The organism is Dyadobacter linearis (assembly GCF_907165045.1).
Taxonomy (GTDB): domain Bacteria; phylum Bacteroidota; class Bacteroidia; order Cytophagales; family Spirosomataceae; genus Dyadobacter; species Dyadobacter linearis.
The window spans coordinates 531,078-551,453 of record NZ_CAJRAU010000001.1 but is presented as its reverse complement, the minus strand read 5'-3'; the positions used below and the strand labels follow the sequence as shown (position 1 = coordinate 551,453).

The 20,376-nt window shown below is 46.2% G+C and carries 16 protein-coding genes; 8 read left to right on the top strand and 8 right to left on the bottom strand.

What is annotated here, in order from left to right; translation table 11 throughout:
• Nucleotides 1-18: 18 nt before the first annotated feature.
• Genes KOD92_RS02055 through KOD92_RS02045 form a run of 3 tightly spaced genes read right to left on the bottom strand, consistent with a single transcriptional unit; the run spans nucleotide 19 to nucleotide 3,247 of the window.
• A complete protein-coding gene (locus tag KOD92_RS02055; RefSeq protein ID WP_215231856.1) occupies nucleotides 19-855 on the bottom strand; it encodes a phytoene/squalene synthase family protein in 837 nt (278 codons plus the stop codon).
• A 6-nt stretch (nucleotides 856-861) separates the two neighbouring features.
• Nucleotides 862-2,364 (bottom strand): phytoene desaturase family protein, encoded by a 1,503-nt coding sequence (locus KOD92_RS02050; RefSeq protein WP_215231855.1) that lies wholly within the window; start codon nucleotides 2,362-2,364, stop codon nucleotides 862-864.
• A complete protein-coding gene (locus KOD92_RS02045; protein ID WP_215231854.1) occupies nucleotides 2,354-3,247 on the bottom strand; it encodes a MerR family transcriptional regulator in 894 nt (297 codons plus the stop codon). The genes KOD92_RS02050 and KOD92_RS02045 overlap by 11 nt, the downstream gene beginning before the upstream one ends.
• A gap of 129 nt (nucleotides 3,248-3,376) precedes the next feature.
• On the opposite strand from KOD92_RS02045, the gene KOD92_RS02040 reads away from it, so the two are divergent.
• Together KOD92_RS02040 and KOD92_RS02035 are read left to right on the top strand one after the other, a co-directional pair.
• Complete coding sequence (locus tag KOD92_RS02040) at nucleotides 3,377-4,195, top strand: XRE family transcriptional regulator (protein WP_215231853.1); 819 nt, start codon at nucleotides 3,377-3,379, stop codon at nucleotides 4,193-4,195.
• A 383-nt stretch (nucleotides 4,196-4,578) separates the two neighbouring features.
• The gene (locus KOD92_RS02035; RefSeq protein WP_215231852.1) at nucleotides 4,579-6,678 is read left to right on the top strand and encodes a choice-of-anchor A family protein; all 2,100 of its coding nucleotides are present in this window, start codon (nucleotides 4,579-4,581) and stop codon (nucleotides 6,676-6,678) included.
• Nucleotides 6,679-6,756: 78 nt separating this feature from the next.
• On the opposite strand, the gene KOD92_RS02030 is transcribed toward KOD92_RS02035, so the two are convergent.
• Together KOD92_RS02030 and KOD92_RS02025 are read right to left on the bottom strand one after the other, a co-directional pair.
• Nucleotides 6,757-7,908 (bottom strand): glycosyltransferase family 2 protein, encoded by a 1,152-nt coding sequence (locus KOD92_RS02030; protein WP_215231851.1) that lies wholly within the window; start codon nucleotides 7,906-7,908, stop codon nucleotides 6,757-6,759.
• Nucleotides 7,909-7,918: 10 nt separating this feature from the next.
• Nucleotides 7,919-8,920: a lysylphosphatidylglycerol synthase domain-containing protein gene (locus tag KOD92_RS02025; RefSeq protein ID WP_215231850.1), complete on the bottom strand. Its 1,002-nt coding sequence runs from the start codon at nucleotides 8,918-8,920 to the stop codon at nucleotides 7,919-7,921.
• On the opposite strand from KOD92_RS02025, the gene ruvC reads away from it, so the two are divergent.
• Nucleotides 8,919-9,512, top strand: a complete 594-nt coding sequence (ruvC, locus tag KOD92_RS02020) for a crossover junction endodeoxyribonuclease RuvC (protein ID WP_229254483.1) — start codon at nucleotides 8,919-8,921, stop codon at nucleotides 9,510-9,512. The two genes, KOD92_RS02025 and ruvC, sit on opposite strands and share 2 nt — an antisense overlap.
• Before the next feature lie 3 nt (nucleotides 9,513-9,515).
• On the opposite strand, the gene KOD92_RS02015 is transcribed toward ruvC, so the two are convergent.
• Nucleotides 9,516-12,893, bottom strand: a complete 3,378-nt coding sequence (locus KOD92_RS02015) for a zinc-dependent metalloprotease (protein WP_215231849.1) — start codon at nucleotides 12,891-12,893, stop codon at nucleotides 9,516-9,518.
• A gap of 258 nt (nucleotides 12,894-13,151) precedes the next feature.
• Here KOD92_RS02015 and KOD92_RS02010 point away from each other — a divergent pair, with 258 nt between their 5' ends.
• The 4 genes from KOD92_RS02010 (at nucleotide 13,152) to KOD92_RS01995 (ending at nucleotide 17,958) form a co-directional block, all read left to right on the top strand.
• A complete protein-coding gene (locus tag KOD92_RS02010) occupies nucleotides 13,152-13,796 on the top strand; it encodes a TetR/AcrR family transcriptional regulator (RefSeq protein ID WP_215231848.1) in 645 nt (214 codons plus the stop codon).
• A complete protein-coding gene (locus KOD92_RS02005) occupies nucleotides 13,774-15,114 on the top strand; it encodes a TolC family protein (RefSeq protein ID WP_229254481.1) in 1,341 nt (446 codons plus the stop codon). Before KOD92_RS02010 ends, KOD92_RS02005 begins: the two co-directional genes overlap by 23 nt.
• A gap of 153 nt (nucleotides 15,115-15,267) precedes the next feature.
• On the top strand, nucleotides 15,268-16,350 hold the full coding sequence (locus KOD92_RS02000) for an HlyD family secretion protein (RefSeq protein WP_215231847.1): 1,083 nt from the start codon (nucleotides 15,268-15,270) through the stop codon (nucleotides 16,348-16,350).
• Between the two features lie 33 nt (nucleotides 16,351-16,383).
• Nucleotides 16,384-17,958 carry a DHA2 family efflux MFS transporter permease subunit gene (locus KOD92_RS01995; protein ID WP_215231846.1) on the top strand — a complete coding sequence of 525 codons (1,575 nt, stop codon included), beginning with the start codon at nucleotides 16,384-16,386 and terminating at the stop codon, nucleotides 17,956-17,958.
• A gap of 75 nt (nucleotides 17,959-18,033) precedes the next feature.
• Here KOD92_RS01995 and KOD92_RS01990 read toward each other — a convergent pair whose 3' ends face one another.
• Together KOD92_RS01990 and KOD92_RS01985 are read right to left on the bottom strand one after the other, a co-directional pair.
• Nucleotides 18,034-18,441, bottom strand: coding sequence for a putative toxin-antitoxin system toxin component, PIN family (locus KOD92_RS01990; protein ID WP_215231845.1), 408 nt, complete (start codon nucleotides 18,439-18,441; stop codon nucleotides 18,034-18,036).
• Nucleotides 18,438-18,665, bottom strand: coding sequence for a hypothetical protein (locus KOD92_RS01985; protein ID WP_215231844.1), 228 nt, complete (start codon nucleotides 18,663-18,665; stop codon nucleotides 18,438-18,440). Before KOD92_RS01985 ends, KOD92_RS01990 begins: the two co-directional genes overlap by 4 nt.
• 138 nt (nucleotides 18,666-18,803) lie before the next feature.
• Between KOD92_RS01985 and KOD92_RS01980 the strand changes: the two genes are divergently transcribed.
• Entirely contained in the window at nucleotides 18,804-20,375 is a 1,572-nt protein-coding gene (locus tag KOD92_RS01980; protein WP_215231843.1) for an NFACT RNA binding domain-containing protein, read from the top strand.
• Nucleotide 20,376 lies beyond the last annotated feature (1 nt).

Here is a 20,376-nt window from a genome sequence, read left to right as displayed (position 1 = left end):
ACATACACATTTAGAACGTCACAACAGGTCAAACTGGTGCCTTACAAGTGAACGAAACATCAGGCCCAGCTTGTCATAGTCCGGGATCCTGATCCGCGCGTTCATGACTTTTTCAGCCGGCGTTTCCTTTATTCGTATAAACAGTTTTTTGTAATAATAATAGGCAAGATAAACGCCTCTTCTAGCGCCGCCGGGCAGTTTTTTGATACCGATCAGTGCATTGTCAAAATCTTCCTGGATCTCAGCCTGAATGATTTCCTTGTCCTTTATCGAAAAATGATCGAAGTTCACTTCCGGGAAATACGTCCTGCCCAGGTCCTGGTAATCTGCTTTGAGGTCACGCAGGAAATTGACTTTCTGGAAAGCCGCGCCCAGTTTCATCGCATAAGGTTTCAGCTCCTGGAAAATGGCATCATTCCCTTCTGCAAATACCCGGAGGCACATTAACCCGACCACTTCGGCAGACCCGAGCACATATTCACTGAAAGTGTCCCGCGTATGTTCCTTTTTCTGCAAATCCATTTCCATACTCCTCAAAAAAGTATCGATAAGCTCCCATTCTATCTGGTATTTGTTGACCACGTGCTGGAAGCTGTTCAGGATCGGATTGATACTGATCCCTCTGCTGATCGCATCCACCGTCGCGACCCGGATTTCCTGCATCATCGCTTCCTTGTCGTAATCGTGGAAGCTGTCGACTATTTCATCCGCCAGTCTTACAAAACCATAAATGGCGTAAATAGGTGCTCTTAATGAGGGTTTGAGAAAATAGATACCCAGCGAAAACGAGGTGCTGTATAGCTGTGTTGTCTTTTTGCTGCACGATGCCGATAAGTTGTCATACAGTATTTTCATGGTTTCCTAGTTTAGGGATTTTAAAAGTTCCTGGGCGGCAATCTGGCCGGAGATGATTGAAGGGGGCACACCGGGGCCGGGTACAGTCAGCTGGCCCGCATAATACAGGTTACTTACCTTGGTGCTTCTCATTTTGGGTTTAAAAATTGCAGTCTGCATCAGTGTGTTCGCCAAACCGTATGCATTGCCTTTATATGCATTATAATCGTTCTTGAAGTCAGAAACGGAATACGTTTTTTTCAGGATAATATGCTCCCGCACAGGCACACCTGCAAATTTTTCGAGCCTGTCCATCAGTAAGGTAAAGTAACTTTCCCGGATCGATTCGGGATCGTCGAGCCCGGTTGCGATCGGCATGAGTACAAACAGGTTTTCATAGCCTTCCGGCGCCACAGTAGGATCTGTTTTAGAAGGGCAGCACACGTAAAAAAGTGGTTTTGAAGGCCATTTCTTATCCTTATATATTTCAATGGCATGCTGTTCAAAATCCTCGTCGAAAAACAGATTATGGTGCCGCAGCTTGTCGATTTTACGATTTACGCCGAGATAGAAAAGCAGAGAGGAAGGTGCAAATGTGCGGTTTTCCCAATACGATTCATTGTACATCTGGTATTCGGGGTCGAGTAAAGATGATTCAATATGCCGGTAATCTGCGCTTCCTATTACTGCATCTACGTTTTTTAGCATCCCGTTGGATCGGATCTGGCGGATCGCACCGTTAGAAACTTCCAGCTTTTCGATCTGCTGGCCGGTACGAAACGCCACGCCCTGACTTTCGGCGATCTGGTGAAATGCTTCCGCCACTTTTCCGAAACCGCCGATCGGATAGAAGGTACCCTGTTTTAACCCGGCAAAATTCATCAGGCTGTATAATGCAGGTGTATCGCGCGGCATCGCGCCTAGGAACAGCACAGGAAATTCGATCAATGCAAGCAGGCGAGGGTCGCGGAAATATTGTCGGGCGTGTGCGGAAAAGGATTTGAACAGCTGGATCTTCAATGCTTTTTGAAAAAGCCCGAAACTGAAAAATTCTGTGACAGAGTGGCCCGGCTTGTACACCATATCCCGCATACCTACCTCATATTTAAACTCACCTTCGTCAATGAATTTACGAAGCTTCGCGGCGCTTCCCGGCTCTATACTTTCAAAAAGCGCGCACGTTTCGTTAAAATCGGCGGGGATATCCATGACCTCTGAGTTGCCGAAGATCACGGCAAAACCGGGATCGAGTTGTTTCAGGTCGTAAAAATCAGAAACCGAGTTGCCGAAGAGCTCAAAAAAGCGTTCGTACACGTCAGGCATCCAGTACCAGCTTGGTCCCATATCAAACACAAACCCCTGCTCGGAGAAGGACCGCGCGCGGCCTCCGACCGTATCGTTTTTCTCAAAAACAGTCACTTTGTTGCCCGCCTTCGCCAGTACCGCAGCCGCGGCCATGCCAGAAAATCCCGATCCGATCACGGCAATTTCGTGCGCCTTCGCATTCGTTATGTGACCGTTATTCTGCATAATTCAGCATTTCTATCAATTTGTCGATGGATGTTATCTGTGTGACCTTGTACTTGGAAATCGTTTCATGCATATCCGGCTGACCGCAGGAAATGCAAATCGTCGTTTGTTTAAAGTCAGTTGTCAGCTTTCGAAGCAATTCATCCAGCTGATCAGAAATCTGGTTTGACACAAAAAACGAGCAGATATGGGTAGGCTGAAATTGCTTCACAACGTTCGAAAGGTCGGGGTACGGGACGCGTGCGCCGAGGTACACGACCTGTTGTCCGCGCTGGCGGATGAGGTAATGTGCAAAAAGCAGCCCGATCTCGTGGTCCTCATATTCATTCAAAAACAGCAGCCATTTCTGCGGGGAATTCTCCGCAAGTGGAAGCGCGTCAATCGCAGCAAACAACTTCTGGCGGACCAGGTTCGATAAAAAGTGTTCCTGCGAAGGAAGCAGATCATCTTTCACCCACATCAGCCCGGTCCTGACCAACAGGGGATAAATGACTTTCTCGTACGTTTTTCTGAGCCCAAACTTTTTAATTGTATCAGTAAAGACTTCTTCAAACAAAAGGGTGTCAAAAGTCGTGGCCGCAATCAGCGCACGGTTCACAATCGCTTCGGCATTGTCTTCATTTTGCAAAGAGCTGGCAATAATCTTGTCTATCTCCTCCGTCATCTGCCTCCTTGTCAGCTGACTGATCCGCGAGATCTTCATTCCGTGGTTCAGTAAGGTACAGACATTCAGCAACTTCTTCAACTGTTCGTCATCGTAAAACCGCACATTCGTATCAGTCCGTTCGGGCGTAAGCAGTCCGTACCGCTGCTCCCATATACGAATGGTATGTGCCTTGGTATTGCTGATACGTTCCAGATCCCTGATAGAATACGATGACATTTTGTTTAACTTTTTTCAAAAATACTTAAACAAAAACTTTTTTGTAATTATTTCCCAAGAAAATACACAAACTATGTTTTGATATTAAAAATATCTTATATTTGATTTCTTAAATATCAATCGTTCTTTATGAAAACTCAGGAAATATTTTGGTCGGTTAACATTAAGTTCTTGCGTCTGCGTCAAAAATTAAGCCAGGAGGCTCTTGCGGAAAAGTTGGGGATTAGCAGGGTAAAGCTGAATGCGCACGAGAGCGGGCGTACAGCTAACCCTACGATCGATGATCTTATCAATTTCTCTGAGTTTTTCCGAATGAGCATTGACAGTATCCTTAAAATGGATCTGACGAAGCTTTCAGGGCAGAAGATCAAGGACCTGGAAGTGGGAAGTGAGTTATTTATGAAGGGCGATCAGATTCGCGTTCTGGCCATTACAGTCGATAAGGAAGAGCAGGAAAATATAGAATATGTGCCTGTTCATGCCAAAGCGGGTTACCGGTCAGGTTACGCAGATCCTGAGTTTCTGGCGACGCTGCCGAGGTTCAACTTGCCTACTGTACCTAAGAACGGGACTTTCAGGATGTTCCCGACAGTGGGGGATTCTATGCTGCCGGTGCCGGAGGGCAGTGATATCATCACGCGCTACATCCAGGACTGGACTACGATCAAGCCGGAAACTCCTTGCATTGTTATTCTGAGAGGTGATCAGGACTTTGTTTTCAAGCAGGTTACTATTAATAATGATGGTACTGTACTATTACAATCTTTTAACAAACAATATTTCGCCTACACCGTCCCGATTTCGGATGTGATCGAGTTTTGGGAATATTACAGTTTCCACAGCAAGCAGCTTCCCGAGCCGCAGTCGGACATGCAGCAATTGATGCGGATGTTGCAGGATATGCAGAACGAGATCAAGGAAATCAAGGGTCGGGGAGTATACAAATAATTGGATGACCGAAGAATGCTGATTTTCGGAATAGCAGGACAATAAGTCGTTTCGTCTAGGCAAAATGCTATTATTAAAATCGCATTAAAAGCGAATCAGAATCATTTATGAGTTAATTCGTAATGAAATTTGATTTTAGTAAGGCGATTTTGTGATGTTAGTGTAGAAATTATAACGATATTGAATATAAAGAACCTACAATGGTTTTGCTAGATAGTTAGTGAGGTATATACGCAGTTTACAGATATAGTACAATTTTTGATCTTGTATAACCCCCGAAATCGGAGAAGTGACCCCAAACTTATCCGGGATGGTCACAAAAAGAATTATTGTTTTTTTGAGTCGGCATAATTTCGTTGAGAAATCAAAAACCCAACTCAACAATGTCCGTCAAACGTTTACTCATTAGCTTCCTTGCTATAATAGCAATCAATTTTAGTCCAGTCCGCGCTCAAAGTCCAACCGCCGCCGCTCACAGATTTAATATATTCATTCACGGCGATTTAACACTTGCGCCAAATGAAACAGAAGGTCCGATCGCAGTTGGGGGAAATTTAATTTCCAATCAATATCAGATCAGCTTCGATAAAAGACACGGTGCATTTTTCGTAGATGGCGTTTCCATCGGTCTTGCAGTTCGCGGCGGTGTAAGGCTCAACAGCGGTACCTTGCAGATCAACGGCCAGAATTACTTAAAGATCGGAAACGGGACACCCAATGCATCCGATCTGAACAATCTTAAAATCTGGTACAAAGACAGAAACAATGCCGAATCCACCATCCGCATCACCGATATCAATGGTGATTGGGACAGTCAGCCGAATATTCAGCTGAATGCAAGCGTCAATGATTTTAAAGCTGGTCAGAAAGTAGGTGAATCTTACAATCCGATTTTCGAAAACGTATTTGGAAACGGTGAAAATCAGATCGATATCGATGGCGCCTTTACAACACTTATTAAAAGATCGGGTCATTTGAAAGACCTGGAAGACAACCTGCCGATCCGTAACCAGAATGGCGGGATCATCGAAGGAGCTGAAATGGGACCTTACAACAACCCGAGCAAATTCGATCAGAACCCTAAGATCCGTGTCAACCCGAATGCAATCAATGTATTGACAGTTTCAGCGGAAGTTTGGAATAGCATCAATAATATCAATTTCGAGAATATTCCTTCCGGGCCGCAGCTTGGAACTACCGAAGAACAATATGCAGCAGGTGGCGGAGGATTTGGTTTAATTATCAATATCGTCGATTTCCCAACTTTCTGTGCATCGAGAGGAGGTAATAGCAGCATTAAATTTCCAAACGTAGGTGGCTTGTCAGACCCACAGGGCAGTTATGTGATCTACAACTTTCCGGATGCAACGAAAAGTGTGACTGTTACAGGAAGTGTAATTCATGGTACGCTTTTCACTCCGCAGGCGGAACTTGTGAAACAAAACAATGGCAATATCAATGGCCAGATCATTGCAAAGAAATTCGCTCACAATGGCGACGAGATCCACTTTTGGCCATTCCTTCCTTCTGTTCCAGAGCCGGCTGAAAAGACAATCTCAGTGAAGGTCCACTCGAAATGCGAGAAAAATGCACCGTATCTGGATTACACGATTACCCCTTCTAATTTCGACGCGACGGGTAAGTTTGCGAAAATCGAATGGATCAACGCAGACGGAAAGATTGTTCATGAAGACTCAGATCTACCTTTAACAGGAAGCGTTCTATTCCCGGGTGCATCTATTGATCTGGAAGGAAACGGCGTTGCGTGGCCTGGATTTGAGAAAAATGGAAACAAATGGGAGGAAGTAGAAGATCGCTGGTCTTCACTTCGCCAGGATGGCGCGACGATACGTGTAACGGTTGACCCATGGAAAATTATCGAAGTGAAATACCCGGCTTCAATCGGAACATGCTACACCAGCCCTCCTCCGACTACGTTGCCTGTAACACTTGCAAGCTTCACAGCGGAAAATAAAAATTGCGATGCAGAATTGAAATGGGTTGTGACAGAAGCGTCTGATTTCTCACACTTTGTAGTTCAGCGCTCGACAGATGCAAGGGACTTTGCGCCACTGGCCCGCATTGATTACAATCCTGCTCAAAAAGAATATCGTTTCTCTGATTCGCCATTCTCCGCTGAAACTGCTCCTGCAAAACATTACTACTACCGTTTGCAGCAGGTAGACACCGACGAATCGTTTGAATACAGCGCGATCAGAAGTGTGGATGCAGGGAGCTGCGATGCGAGATTATCTGTCGATTTTTATCCTAACCCAACTCAGGATGAGGTGAATGTGAAAAGTTTCTCAGCTGTAAAAAAGGTAGAGATATTAAGCTTATCGGGAAAACAAATGTATTTTGCTACTCCGATTCAGGGACAGACCGAATTGAAAATCAACGTGCAGGCTTTCGCGCAGGGACTCTATATTGTAAATGTGGTCAATGCAGAAGGCAAGTACACCTCAAAGCTTTTAAAGAAATAGTTAAGTCTTAAGCGTTATGTGAACTTCTTAAAAACTGCTCGCAGTCTGCGGGCAGTTTTTTTTGTGGGGCTGTCCCATTCAAACCAACTTTCGGCCTTTCCAGTTATAAGTAGGTTTTTGTGCAGCTAAGCCGAAAAAGCAGACGTAGAATGGGTAAATGATTTGGGTAATTGGAATGAAAACAATTGATCTCGATTTGCCCAAAAAAGTTAGTATACTGCCTAGAAACAGCCATTCCGGAATATTTTTAAGGGCAAGTATTCCCAAAAGAGAAGTCGTTTCGAGCATACCAAATGCCCACAAAATGCCGGCTAAGATCACAGACAGGTTGCAGGAAAATACGTAGAGCGCGAGGACGAGCGGCGTGGCGGTTTGGTAGTGCTTCCATTTACTCGCCCAGCGTTTGCGCTGGCGAAAGAAATCTTTCCAGCGGTAATGCGGCTGCGTATTCACTATGGCGCGCTGATCTTTCAGGAAATGAACCGAGCCGGGAAATCTGGCTGCGATCTTGTGCATTAAGAACTCATCGTCGCCGGAAGCAATGTGCCTCACCCCGTCATATCCGCCTACATCTATAAAAGCCTGTTTTTCGTAAGCCAGATTTGCCCCGTTGCAGAGAGAGGGGAAGCCAGCTTCTATTGCACTCGCGCCGCTACCGATCAGACTTGAAAATTCCACGACCTGCAAATGATCGGTCAGACTATTGGCTGGGGCAAAGGTGACGGGAGAGCTGACCAATTTTGCATTGGTAGACGCGTGGCAGGTTGAAATTGCATTCAACCAATCCGGCCCAACGCGGCAATCTCCGTCGGTAGTGACTATCAGTGAGCCGGTTGCGTTGGAGATAGCGGTTTCGATCGCACGTTTTTTCGGGGAGGTAGTGGGCGTATCGGGTAGATTGATCAGTTGAATATCAAGCCGGTTTTTTCTTGCAAATTCTTCCACCAGCGCCGCTGTTTCGTCGGTCGAGTTATCATTCATGACTAAAACCTGAAACCTTTCGTGCGGGAAAGTCTGCGAAACCAGATCTTGCAGGAGAAGTAGGATATTGGCGGCCTCATTTCTCACTGGAATCACTACCGAAATAGTAGCATTATTCTCGCCAGGTACATGTGCCGGGGTTTTTATTTTAGACCAAAAGAAAAGCAAAAGCAGTGTGAAAACGGCATAGCTCGCTGCTAACAGCCAAAGTGTAGGAACCAGCCAGGAAAGCAGATATTGTTCGATCATGAATGCATTGTCACTTGATTTGTTTCCATTTGCTCTCCCAGATCAGGTAAATGCCGACCAGGATCGGGCCGAGCACATTAACTATCCATACCAGAAATGTCGCCGCGATAATCTTTTCCGGCGGCACTTGATAGGATGCGAATACGATGAGCGCAGTAAATTCCCTTAACCCGAGATCGCCCAGCACATTAATCGCAGGGATAAGGGTTTTGGCAAGAAATATCAGAGAAACGCAGGCAGCAAGGTGCAGCGGTGCAACGGGCAGGTCGAAAAGAGACAACGTTAATACGAACTGACTCAGGAAAATGAGATACCTGAGTGCTCCAAAGCATGTTGCGGCACCAAGTTCCGCCGCCGAATAGCTTCCAATTATTCGAATGTAAGAATATATTTTTTTGAATAGCGGCCGATTCGGATGCCAGTCGGTGAGCTTTGCCCGGAATGCGAGTAACAGAAAACTAAGTCCGAGAATGGTGAAAATCAATATATCGACAGCCGTTTTGCCCGTGTCGGACAGCGTCAGTTTTTCTTTTAACAAAAACCAACCGGTGGCTCCGGCTGTTACTGAAACGAGGAACTGGATACCGTTTGAAACCAGCGCAGCCCCGATCGCTTCAAGCCTTTTGTCGGATTTCAATGCGGCGATCCGGCCGATGGTATCTCCCAATTGTGCAGGAGCGGCCACGCCCACTGCCAGTCCCGTAAGTGTTCCGCGTAAGGCCTCTTTGAATGTCATGGGAAGGACCTTTTGCGCAAGTCGCTGCCATTTCAAACTTTCCAGCGCCCAGTTGGCCGGGACGAGCAGGAGGATGAATAGCAGCAAAGAAAGGTGCGCAGGGAGCAGGACGGTTTTAAGCACTTCGCCGATGTCAGTAATGCCTTTCTGCTCGTTCTGAAAGGTTTTATAGATATAACTGATGATCAGCAGCGTTACCGCCAGCTTGATCAGCCAGAGCAGGTTTAACCGCTTGGTTCCTTCTTTTGGAGGGGAGAGTTCGTTATCTTGCACCATGATGAATTTGCAGCAGACCGAAGTTTCCGAGAAGATTATTATTGGTGTGGATCCCGGTACGCAGGTGATGGGATATGGTGTGATATCGGTGAAAAATCAGCAAATTTCTCTCGTTCAATATGGGGTAATTCATTTGAGCAAATATACTACCCACGAATTGAAGTTGAAGAAAATCTTTGAGCGCATTACCCAGCTGATCGAAGATTACCTGCCTGACGAAATGGCGATCGAGGATCCTTTTTATGGAAAAAATGCGCAGTCGATGCTAAAACTGGGACGTGCACAAGGCGTGGCAATGGCGGCTGCATTGGCCCGGAATATCCCCATCGTGGAGTATTCGCCCAAGAAAGTGAAGCAATCGGTGACAGGGAGCGGAAATGCTTCCAAGGAGCAGGTCGCTTATATGTTGGAAAAAATATTAAAAATGGAGCTGAACAGGGAGTTTATGGATGCTACCGACGGAATTGCGATCGCGATATGTCACCAGTACCACGCCAATTCACCAGCCGCGAGCGCGACCGGCTCTGCTAAAAAGTCGAAAAAAGGCGGTTGGGGCGCATTCGTTACCGAAAACCCCAACCGCGTGAAATGAGCATTATTTGATCATTTTCAATGCTTTCTCTGTATTTCCTGCTTTCAGTCTGTACACATAAATGCCGCTTGGCAGGTTGGCTGCATTCACGTTCGAGAAGTGCCAGCCGGGTGCCAGATCGCCTTTTTGAAGTTGCATAATTTTCTGTCCGCGCAGGTTGAATAATTCAAGCGCTACTTCTGTCTGAGTAGGCAGATAAAAGGAAATATCTGTGGAAGAGCCGGCCGGGTTTGGGTTATTTTGCAATAGGGTAACCTCGTTCGGCTGATCAATCGTCACAGGAATCATCTCAGATCGCAATGCACAGCCTCCGTCGTTTGAAATGATGACACGGTACTCGCCGCTCTGCGAAGCCATCCATACCGGGCTGGTCGCACCGGGAATATCGGTTCCGTTGAGTTGCCACTGATAACTCTGGTCCGGAGCTTCTGCGACTTTCAATGCCGTTTTAAATAACCCGTTTTTCTCCACTTTTACATTTACTATCTCAGGCGGCTGGATCTGGAAACTGCCGCTTTCGTTACTTTCCAGGGCTGGATACGTAAATATCGTTTTGAGCGCGTAAGTCCCTTTTGCAATCGTTTCAGGCAGCTGAAAGCTGATCAGCCCGTTTTCGACCTGAACAGGAATGCTCGTGATATTTCCTTTCTCCATATTCCTGATTTCAACGGTAGCTGATTTGTTTTTGGAAAAAGTCGAGTTGGAAGTGATCGTAAGTGCTACGTTTTCGCCCGTGCAATAGCCCGCTTTGGGTTCGAACCGCTGGATTTTATTTTCGTCAAAAGTATGCAGCTCGGCCCCACCTGTGAGAATCAGCAGTTTTTCGTTAAAGTACTCGATGTCAAAGTTCTCCCTGAGCATATCCAGACCGTCCGTGTACACATTTGCGATTCCGTCTTTGTAACTGATCAGGCTTTGCTGAATGTTGGTGTCGTCCCAAAAATTGAATGACGCAGCCCAAAGCCGGTTATTTTTATCGAAAACAACCTTTCTAATAGATTGCGGGGCTATTGCCTCGATCATTTCCCAGCTATTATTAGCAGAGTTGAGTTGCCTGATACCGAATTCACCATAGGCGGTGGGCAGCTTATTCTGATCAAAAGCCAACCCTGTAACGCGGTAGCCTTCCGGTATAAATGAATGCTGCGACCAGTTGTTATTATAGAATTTCCAAACGTTTCCCTGATCGGTTACAGCCCAGATATGATCATCGGGGTCACTTGTCACCGTCATCAGCCGGGTGGTACCAAATGTTTCCTGGCCGTAGAAATACCAGTTTCCTTCCTGGAAACGACCTATACCCCTGTCACCGGTCACAAAGAAAACCCCGCTGTTCTCAGTGACTGCGAGCGGGCATAAACCATTGGAGTAAAATTTCTCTGGTTGCAAATATCTTTCGTAGCTATTGCCTGTTTTTACTACCATATTATTGGCCAGGTCCATCATATAAATCGTTCCATTTCGGTTAATCCCGAAGAATTGGAGATTATTGGGCGACTTGCCATTTGTGGTTGAGGAAATGTAGGTATCCCATTGGTCCAGATCTCCGCTTTCATAGTAGCCGGCGGTGATAGAGTGAACGTACATTTTGTCAACTCCCTTTACAAACCGGTTTCTAAACATCGCCGTGTATCCTGGTTCCTGCAAGTTGGGCGAAACAACGCCCAGGTACCGAAACCGCTGATCCTTGAATCCCGTGCTGAGCTGTAAGTTCTCCCATTCTGAATAAGATTTAGGCGCCCATTTGATTCTGGAACGAACATGATAGGATGAATTTTCCTGCAAATCGGGGCGGTAGAGCATTTTGGTGGAATTCCAGCTGTTAATCGCATTGGATGCCATGGAATCGCGATGCACAATGTTACTGAACTTGTTGTCAGTCGCCACTTCGAGGTAACCTGTAATAGGGCCAGGGTGAAATGTGCCTTTTGACAGCGTTGTTGTCAGGATAGGGGTGCTCGATGTTTTTGTAACCTGATTGGCCGAGCCGAAAGTATTCGTCCAGGATTGGGAAAGGGGATAAACAGCAGACCATTCGCCCCAGACATTATTTTTCTGAACGCGCAAACGAACTATAAACTGCTTATACCATTCATAAGGGTGTAAAATTGAAAAAGACTGCTGCGCCCCGGCAAGGGTTTCAAACGACCGCGTAAAACTTTCCCGCGCATTCACGTCGGTAATCTCCACCTCATAGTGACTGATACCCGCAAATGCATAAAAATAGCCGGTCAGATTCCTCGCACTGATTATTCTGGCATCAAAAAGCAGAGGAGGCGCGGTGCTGGTTGAGAAAGGTGCGATCGTAAAGCGGACAGATTGCGACCATTCTTCTGCTTTAATATCATTTTCTGCCCGGTACCGGGAAAAATAACTACCCTCACTTTGCCCGCGCGATTGGAAATAAGATTGTCTGATCAGTGTATCCTCCACGATTTGTGTAAATGCCTGATCCTTTGCGATCTGGAACCGGTACCTATCTGCGCGAAAGGCTGCTTTCCAGTCGAAAGATGGGGTGGAAATGGTCGCGTCGGGATTTGGATCGCGGAGTGAAAGCGCGGCAGGCTCACTGGGCTGCTCGGTGAATGCACCGAGCTTGAAAGTCGGTTCTATCTTACCTTCCGCATAGTCGCGCATCAGGTTCCGGCAAAGCGGGTGAAAGCTAAGCACGCTGCGGCAATAGGACATAATCGAACCATTCACATATTCTTGGTAACCGTCCTCGCATTCACTTGTTGCGCCTTCCACATTGGTGCAGCGGTCAATCGGGCCGCCGGGCCAGGAGCAGCTATGGGTATGTGGTGAGCCTAAGGTGTGTCCCAATTCATGGCAAAGCAGGTCTACATCAATATAAGAATTACCGGGCACTGGGAAGTTGGATGTACACATGCGGTAGCCTCCGTAAAACCAGCCGTTGCGAACGGAAAACCCGACTACCGCGTCGCGTTCTTCAAAACGGTTCAACGTCCAGTAGTTCAGGACGTGTGTGAAATATTCGAAGTCGTTTGTGAAAACGTAAGGTTCGGGCTGATCCCAGATCTGGATGTAGCTGATGGTGAGCTTTACATTAATCTCGCGCTCGAAAATGTCCGATGCTGCCTGTATAAAGCGGTAAGCCTCTTTTGTGAGTTTGTCCTTGTCGCCATTATATGCGACGTAAGTGTCATAATTGATGTCGATACCAAGGCGGTATTCCAGTCTTTCGCCGGCCGAGGTTCGCGCGCGGGTGAGGTCACTGAGTTGCGCGTATTTGGCTAATCTGGCATCTGACAGTGAATCATTTGTGGCGCAAACCGGCAGATTCTGCTGCGCGGCTGCTATTTTAAAAATGAAAAAGAATAGAAAGATCAGCAACGACCTGCCGGTAGAAATTGCATTCATAAGCGGATTGACGAACGAAAAGGAATGGGTGGAATATTTATGTGTCCAAGATATGACAATATCCGCAGCGATAACGTTGCTTCCGTTTTAATCTAAATATTAAAAAATTTTAATGGTATTAAATTAATAATTGATACCATAATTCAAACGTTTGTTTGATAAATTCAAACGATCGTTTGAATTTTGTTTTTCAGTCAGTTACCTTTGTTTTGCAATCAGCAATATGAAGATGTTAGCAGCTGATGATGAGCACATTATATGGAATATAACTCAAAGCAAATACAGATAATAGAAGTGGCGGAGCGGCTTTTCGCTCAAAAAGGCTTCGCCGGTACTTCGGTGCGCGACATTGCGCAGGAGGCGGACGTGAATGTGTCGATGATCTCTTACTATTTCGGGTCGAAGGAAAAGCTGATCGAGGCTTTGTTTCAGTTCAGAATGACCGAGTCCAGATCGCGGTTGGAAACGCTGGTCACAAACGACGAGTTAAGTCCTATGCAAAAGATCAATATGCTGATAGACAGTGTTATAGATAGGTTAATGGGTAACCAGAGCTTTCACAATATCATGCTGCGCGAAACGCTTTCTTCGGACCGTAACGAAACAATATCTCAACACATTATGGGACTGAAAATGAGGAACATCGAACTCATGCAGCGTCTGATCCAGGAGGGACAGGCGGCCGGGGTTTTCCGTGAAGGCATTGATATGAGCCTGATGAGCACTACACTTTACGGCACCGTCAACTACGCGATTGCTACACAGGACTTTTACAAGAAAATCAACAACCTGGAATCGATGGGCAAAGAGGAGTTTCAAATACACTTGAAACGCAGTCTGAGCCAGCATCTTAAAAGCTTATTTAAATCGACAGTAACCAATGAACACCACATTCAAAATTAGGAGAATGGTTTGGGTGGCAGCCGGAGCGATCTGGATCGCAGCAAATTCCCACGCATTCGCCCAGGCCGCACGCACGATTACCCTGGAAGAGGCCATTGAAATGAGCCTGAAAAACAGCAAACAGCTGAAATTGAGCCAGACCAATGTAGACCTGGCCGGATTGAGTATCAGGCAGATCAAGGAAAATCAGCTGCCTAGTCTGAGCATTTCGGGTTCCTACCTGCGGGTCAACACACCGAATATCAATTTGAAGGTAAAACCAAGCACGAGCGACAGTACTGCCTCGGGCTCGGCGACTCCGGAAGTGCACCAGGTCATGTACGGAATGGCGAGTGCGTCTCTGCCGATATTTTCTGGTTTCCGGTTCAAATACGGACTGCAATCAGCACACTACCTTGAAGAAGCTGCGAAACTAGATGCTGAAAGTGATCGCGACGCGGTGATCCAGAATACAATTGCAGCTTACAGTAACCTTTACAAAGCTAACAAATCGGTCGATCTGGTTGCTGAAAACCTATTGCGTGAGCGCCAGCGGGTGGAAGAATTTACCAATCGTGAAAAAAATGGGATGCTCGCGAGAAACGATCTGATGAAAGCCAAGTTGCAGGAATCTAACGTGGAGCTTACATTACTTGACGCAGAAAATGACCTGAAAGTGACCACGATCAATATGGACCTGCTTTTGGGACTGCCCGAAAATACGCCTTTGATGGCAGATTCTGCGAGTTTTCTGACTTTTAAAGAAGAAGGAAATGTGGGTGACTGGGAACAAACTGCATTGACGCACAGAAAGGATATTGCAGCAAATGGGATCCGCCAAAAGGCAGCGAATATCGATATTAAGGGCGCCAAGGCGGATTTCTATCCAAGTGTGGCATTGACGGCCGGCTATGTCGCGCTGAACATTCCCGGAGTTGCGGTTATCCCGAATGCAGTGAATGCGGGCGTCGGGATCAGGTACGATGTGGCGTCGCTCTGGAAGTCCGGTTCAAAAATCGCTCAGGCACGGACCCACGCTTATCAGCTAAAAACCGATGAAGATATCTTGCTGGACAAGTTGCATCTTGAAGTCAATACTGCCTTTTACAACTATGTTTTGAGTAAAAGGAAAATAGATGTGTATGCGAAGGCAGTGGAGCAAGCGAACGAAAATTACCGAATTACCAAAAATAAATACGATAACAGCCTGGTAACCACCACCGAACTCCTCGACGCTGACGTAGCCCAGGTACAATCAAAAATCAACTACGAAGCCGCCAAGGCAGATGCCATCGTCGCTTTCAAGCGGTTGGAACAAACTGCGGGGGTAATTCAGTAGGGGGAGGAAGGGAGGAAGGGAGGAAAGGGAGGATGGAGGAAAGGGAGGATGGAGTTTCGCAATGACTATAATATTTTTTATTCCTTCCTCCTTCCTCCCTTTCCTCCTTCCTCCCAAAAAAAATCAATCATTCAATCATTTACTCATTGTAAAATGGAAACCACACCGAAGAAGAAAAATAACCGGTTCATCATTATCCTGGCTGTGCTTATTATTGCTGGCGGGACCTGGGGATTTACGAAGTATAACCACGGATTGCACCACGAAGAAACAGACGATGCGCAGGTTGATGCGAATATCAGTCCAGTTATTCCAAGAATTTCGGGTTATGTCACTGAGATCAAAGTAAAAGACAATCAGGAAGTTAAGAAAGGGGATACCCTTATTGTACTTGATAACCGCGATCAGCTGATCAGGCTCGAACAGGCGAAAGCTGCGCTGGCAGGGTCGGAGGGAAGTTTGGTGGTAGCGAATGCGACAACTAGTGCATCGCAGGCGAGCGGCATCACTTATGAAGCGAACGTGTCGATTGTGGAAGCACAGATCGAGGAAGCAAAAGTCAATGTGTGGCGGGCGAACCAGGATTTTGCGAGATATGAGAACCTGATCAAAGACCATTCGATCACGCAGCAAGAATTTGAGCAGGCTTCGGCTACGAAACAGAGAGCCGAACGTCAGCTGGCGGTTTTGGTAGCTCAAAAAAATGCAGCTGAGCGTCAGGCGAAAGCAGCCGGAAAGCAGACCAGCGCGACTTCACGTCAAACTGCCGTGGCGAATGCAAATATCAAAGCCCGTGCGGCGGAGATCGCGAATGCGGAACTGAATCTTTCATACACCGTGATCACAGCACCAACCGACGGTCGCGTTTCAAAAGTGAATGCGCAGCTTGGACAGTTTTTACAAGCGGGACAGTCGCTTTTCAGCATTATATCAACCACTGAACCCTGGATCGTAGCGAATTTCAAGGAAACGCAGCTTACCAGAATGAAGCTGGGCCAGCATGTGAAAATACATGTGGACGCGTATCCTGACCACGAATTTGAAGCAAAAGTCGCGTCATTTTCACCGGCAACCGGCGCACGTTTCGCCCTGCTTCCTCCGGATAATGCAAGTGGTAACTTCGTGAAAGTAGTTCAGCGTCTGCCTGTTAGGATTGAATTTACAAAAGCGGATGACGCGTTTATCGCACGGTTGCGTCCGGGCATGAACGTGCAGGTGGACGTGGAGCTGAACTAGGATATCGAATTAGTAATCTTGAAATAAATCAGGATGGAATTACAGGAATCGCTCGTAGAATACGGGTATAGAAGGATCATTATTACGATTACCGCCGTGCTTTGCGCGCTGCTGGAAATTGTGGATACAACGATCGTCAATGTTGCCCTCAACGATATGAGAGGTAACCTGGGCGGTACATTATCGGAAGTAAGCTGGGTAATTACGGCTTATGCGATCGGTAATGTGATCATTGTGCCGATGACGAGCTGGCTTTCCCAGCAATTTGGACGGAGAAATTATTTTGCGGCTTCGATTATCATATTTACCGTCGCTTCATTTCTTTGCGGTAATGCAAATAATATCTGGGAACTGGTCTTTTTCAGACTGATCCAGGGCTTTGGCGGCGGCGCTTTACTGGTAACCGCGCAAACGCTGATCACCGAAAGTTATCCTCCTGAAAAACGTGGGATTGCACAAGCTATTTATGGATTGGGTGTGATTGTCGGGCCTACATTGGGTCCGCCGCTGGGTGGCTATATCGTCGATAATTACAGCTGGCCTTATATATTTTACATTAATATTCCGCTCGGTATTATCGCGGCAATGCTTACGCTGCAATTCGTAAGAAGCCCGAAATATTCGGAGAAAAAGAGCAGCAGCGAAATCGACTGGTGGGGGATCATTTTCCTGGCAGCGGCAGTGGGATCTTTGCAGTATGTTTTGGAAAAAGGGCAGGAAGAGGATTGGTTCAATGACGAGATCATTACTATTCTTTCGATAACCACGGTTTTCTCATTCTTCTTTTTTATCTGGCGGGAGCTTACTTACAAGAATCCGATCGTGAACCTGCGAGTTTTGAAAAATGGAAATCTCCGGGTTGGTACCATACTTTCTTTCATTCTTGGCTTTGGCTTGTACGGCTCTACATTTATCATTCCGCTTTACACCCAGGCCACGTTAGGCTGGACAGCCACACAGTCAGGAATGCTGATGGTACCCGCCGCTATCGTAACCGCGATGATGATGCCTATTGTGGGGCAGCTTTTGCAGCGGGGCGTGAAACAGCAATATCTGGTGGCGATCGGAATGGTGTTTTTCTTCATTTACAGCTATTGGGGCTACCTGGTACTGACGCCGGATACCGGCAGCGACGCGTTTTTTAATATGCTAATCGTGCGTGGAATAGGGTTGGGGCTGTTATTTGTACCGATCACAACGCTGGCACTTTCTACCCTGAAAGGCCGGGAAATTGGTGAGGGAGCGGCATTTACGGGGATGATGCGGCAGCTGGGCGGTTCTTTTGGAGTTGCGGTGATTACCACATTCATAGCCCGCCAGAATATGTTCCACCGGAATGATCTGGTAAGTAAGCTCGATGTTAACAATCCGATTGTTCAGCAGCGGGTTGAAGGTTTGCAGCATTCATTTATGGCAAAGGGGCTTTCGTCGGATGTTGCTTTGAAAAGCGGGTACAAGATCCTTGACTTTACGGTTTCAAAACAGGCGCAGGTGATGTCTTATATGGATGTATTCCTTTACCTGGGCATTTTGTTCCTGATCTGCGTTCCGTTTGTGCTTTGGACAAAAAGCGGCAAAACGAAAGTAGACACTTCGGCAGTGCATTAATTTTTAAGTGTAGTAGTGTTATTGAAGAAGCTTCCCAGCACCGGGGAGCTTCTCTTTTTTTTGGGAGTTTCATGACTATTTTGCTCCTAATATTAAATGCAGATCGTTCATCGTCAGTGTATTGACTCTTGGAAATGGTATTTTCTTCAAAATATTAAAATGCCGGTCATGAGTAACAATAAAATCTGCCTGGCAGGCAATTGCACAATCTACAAACTTGTTATCGTCTTGGTCTTTGATAAGTCCCCATTTGTAGAAAGGGGTAACCCAAATTGTATTATTGAGATTCAAGAGAAGCTCTATCGTATTCGCAGCGAGCGTGGGAGAATAGAAGTTGCCGATAACCTCATCGTATTCTTCAATAATTTCGTTCGTAATACCAATCTGAAAGGTTCCTGCCTTCAATTCATCAAAAAGCCATCGTGTTTTTGACAACCTGGGAATACTTACAAGCAGACAATTGGTATCAATTATAAGAATCAAGAAACTCCATATTTAGTGCGTTTGTGAGATTTCAGTGCTTCGTCGAGTTTTTCTTGGGTCAGGCTCTTTTCCTCCCAAATCCGATCCATTTCTTCGTCGATCTGTTTTGCAAAATAGTCTGAGAGTAGTTGTTTTATTTCACGCTCTTGTCTTGCGTTGAGTTGTTTCTCAAACATCCTGAGCATGAACAGTTGCATGTCGTTCAACTTGGTTGTCTGTTCCATTTCAATCCGTTTAATGTTCACACAACTTAACAACCTTTTGCCAGAAAACCGTTCTTTCCATTCTCAAATTATCCAAACGGTGCTTATCAATTAGCAAACAAAACAAAGTAGTTTTGCCCTGAACCAAATGCCCTGACTTTGCATCAGAATTACCATTTTTTAAAACAACTAGCTCCGGCCCTGCATGATCGTTTGGCGGGGAAATATTTTATTGAGGCTTTCAGTCAGGAGAAGGATGAGATTATCCTGATTTTTGCGGATCAGGCTTGGGAAGAGGAATTGATCAACCCTTTTTTTCTAAAAGCAACCCTTACTTCTCAATTCGCCTGTCTGAGCTTTCCCGACAAATTTGACCGGGCGCGGAAGAATAGTGTGAACCTCTTCACCGATTTTGAAAATAAGCCGGTCTCGCTGGTACGGGTATTCAAAAATGAGCGCGCGATCAAGGTTCAGTTTTTAGATGATAGTGCATTGGTTTTCAAGCTCTTCGGTAATAGGTCGAATCTGCTTTCCTTTGATAACGCAGGAAGCATTATCCAGGTTTTCAATAATAAATTAACTCCTGATAAATCACTTTCACTGGCTTCCCTTGACCGCGATGTAGATCAATCTTTCGAAGCTTACCTTCAAAATAACCTAGATCATAAAGCCCTTTTCCCAACGTTCGGGAAGCTGGTAAATGCTTATTTATCCGAAAAACTAAAAGGAAAAGAAGAGCCGCAGGAACGCTGGAATGTCATTCAGGAGGTTTTAGAGCAGTTGGATGCAGGTGAATTCTATCTGATCAAAAACGAGCTTGAACCGGCGCTGGTACTGTTTGAAATCGGCGAGGTAATAGAGGAATACACTGATCCGGTTGAGGCGCTGAATGCATTTTACATTACCTATATCCGGCTCAGTGGGCTGGACAGGGAGAAAGCCGATTGGCTGAGAATATTGCGAAAACGCATTCAGCAGACGGATAATTATCTTGAAAATACCTTTGAAAAACTGGTCGAGCTGGAAAATGCGGTACGCAACGATGAGATTGGAAATATCATTATGGCCAATATGCACGCTATCCCCGAGCGGACCGAGAAAGTGGAGCTTTTTGATTTTTACCGGGATACTCAGATTGTAGTCAAGCTAAAAAAGGAGCTTTCGGCGCAGAAGAACGCAGAGAATTATTACCGGAAATCTAAAAATGAAAAGATAGAGCTGGCCAGGCTCAATGATAGTCTTGCATTTCGAGAAAAAGAGCGGGCGGAACTGGCTTTGCATTTGGAGCAAATAGGTGCATTTGAATCACTGCGGGAGCTCAGGGCTTATGTGAAGACGCACCAGCTGGACGGGAAAAAAGCGGAGGTGCCTGTAAGTGAGCTTTTCAAGCGCGTCGAATTTATGGGTTACGTGATCCTGATTGGGAGAAATGCCAAGAATAATGACGTTTTGACCAAACAATATGCCGGAAAAGAGGATCTCTGGCTGCATGCAAAAGATGTGACCGGCTCGCACGTGGTAGTGAAAAATCAGTCAGGAAAACCGTTTCCAGCGCCGGTGATCGAGCGGGCGGCGGAGTTGGCTGCATTTTATTCAAAAAGAAAAAATGACTCGCTGTGCCCGGTTATTTACACACCGAAAAAATTTGTACGAAAACCGAAAGGGCTTCCTGACGGCGCAGTGGTAATCGACAAAGAATCGGTCGTTATGGTCGTCGCGCGGGGCGAGTAAA

Coding starts and splice junctions, on each gene's coding strand:
- KOD92_RS02045 (WP_215231854.1), bottom strand. CDS start 3,247: ATGTCATCGTATTCTATCAGGGATCTGGAACGTATCAGCAATACCAAG.
- KOD92_RS02025 (WP_215231850.1), bottom strand. CDS start 8,920: ATGGTGCAAGATAACGAACTCTCCCCTCCAAAAGAAGGAACCAAGCGG.
- KOD92_RS02040 (WP_215231853.1), top strand. CDS start 3,377: ATGAAAACTCAGGAAATATTTTGGTCGGTTAACATTAAGTTCTTGCGT.
- KOD92_RS02035 (WP_215231852.1), top strand. CDS start 4,579: ATGTCCGTCAAACGTTTACTCATTAGCTTCCTTGCTATAATAGCAATC.
- KOD92_RS02030 (WP_215231851.1), bottom strand. CDS start 7,908: ATGATCGAACAATATCTGCTTTCCTGGCTGGTTCCTACACTTTGGCTG.
- KOD92_RS02010 (WP_215231848.1), top strand. CDS start 13,152: ATGGAATATAACTCAAAGCAAATACAGATAATAGAAGTGGCGGAGCGG.
- KOD92_RS01995 (WP_215231846.1), top strand. CDS start 16,384: ATGGAATTACAGGAATCGCTCGTAGAATACGGGTATAGAAGGATCATT.
- ruvC (WP_229254483.1), top strand. CDS start 8,919: ATGATGAATTTGCAGCAGACCGAAGTTTCCGAGAAGATTATTATTGGT.
- KOD92_RS02015 (WP_215231849.1), bottom strand. CDS start 12,893: ATGAATGCAATTTCTACCGGCAGGTCGTTGCTGATCTTTCTATTCTTT.
- KOD92_RS02050 (WP_215231855.1), bottom strand. CDS start 2,364: ATGCAGAATAACGGTCACATAACGAATGCGAAGGCGCACGAAATTGCC.
- KOD92_RS02000 (WP_215231847.1), top strand. CDS start 15,268: ATGGAAACCACACCGAAGAAGAAAAATAACCGGTTCATCATTATCCTG.
- KOD92_RS02005 (WP_229254481.1), top strand. CDS start 13,774: ATGAACACCACATTCAAAATTAGGAGAATGGTTTGGGTGGCAGCCGGA.
- KOD92_RS01985 (WP_215231844.1), bottom strand. CDS start 18,665: ATGGAACAGACAACCAAGTTGAACGACATGCAACTGTTCATGCTCAGG.
- KOD92_RS02055 (WP_215231856.1), bottom strand. CDS start 855: ATGAAAATACTGTATGACAACTTATCGGCATCGTGCAGCAAAAAGACA.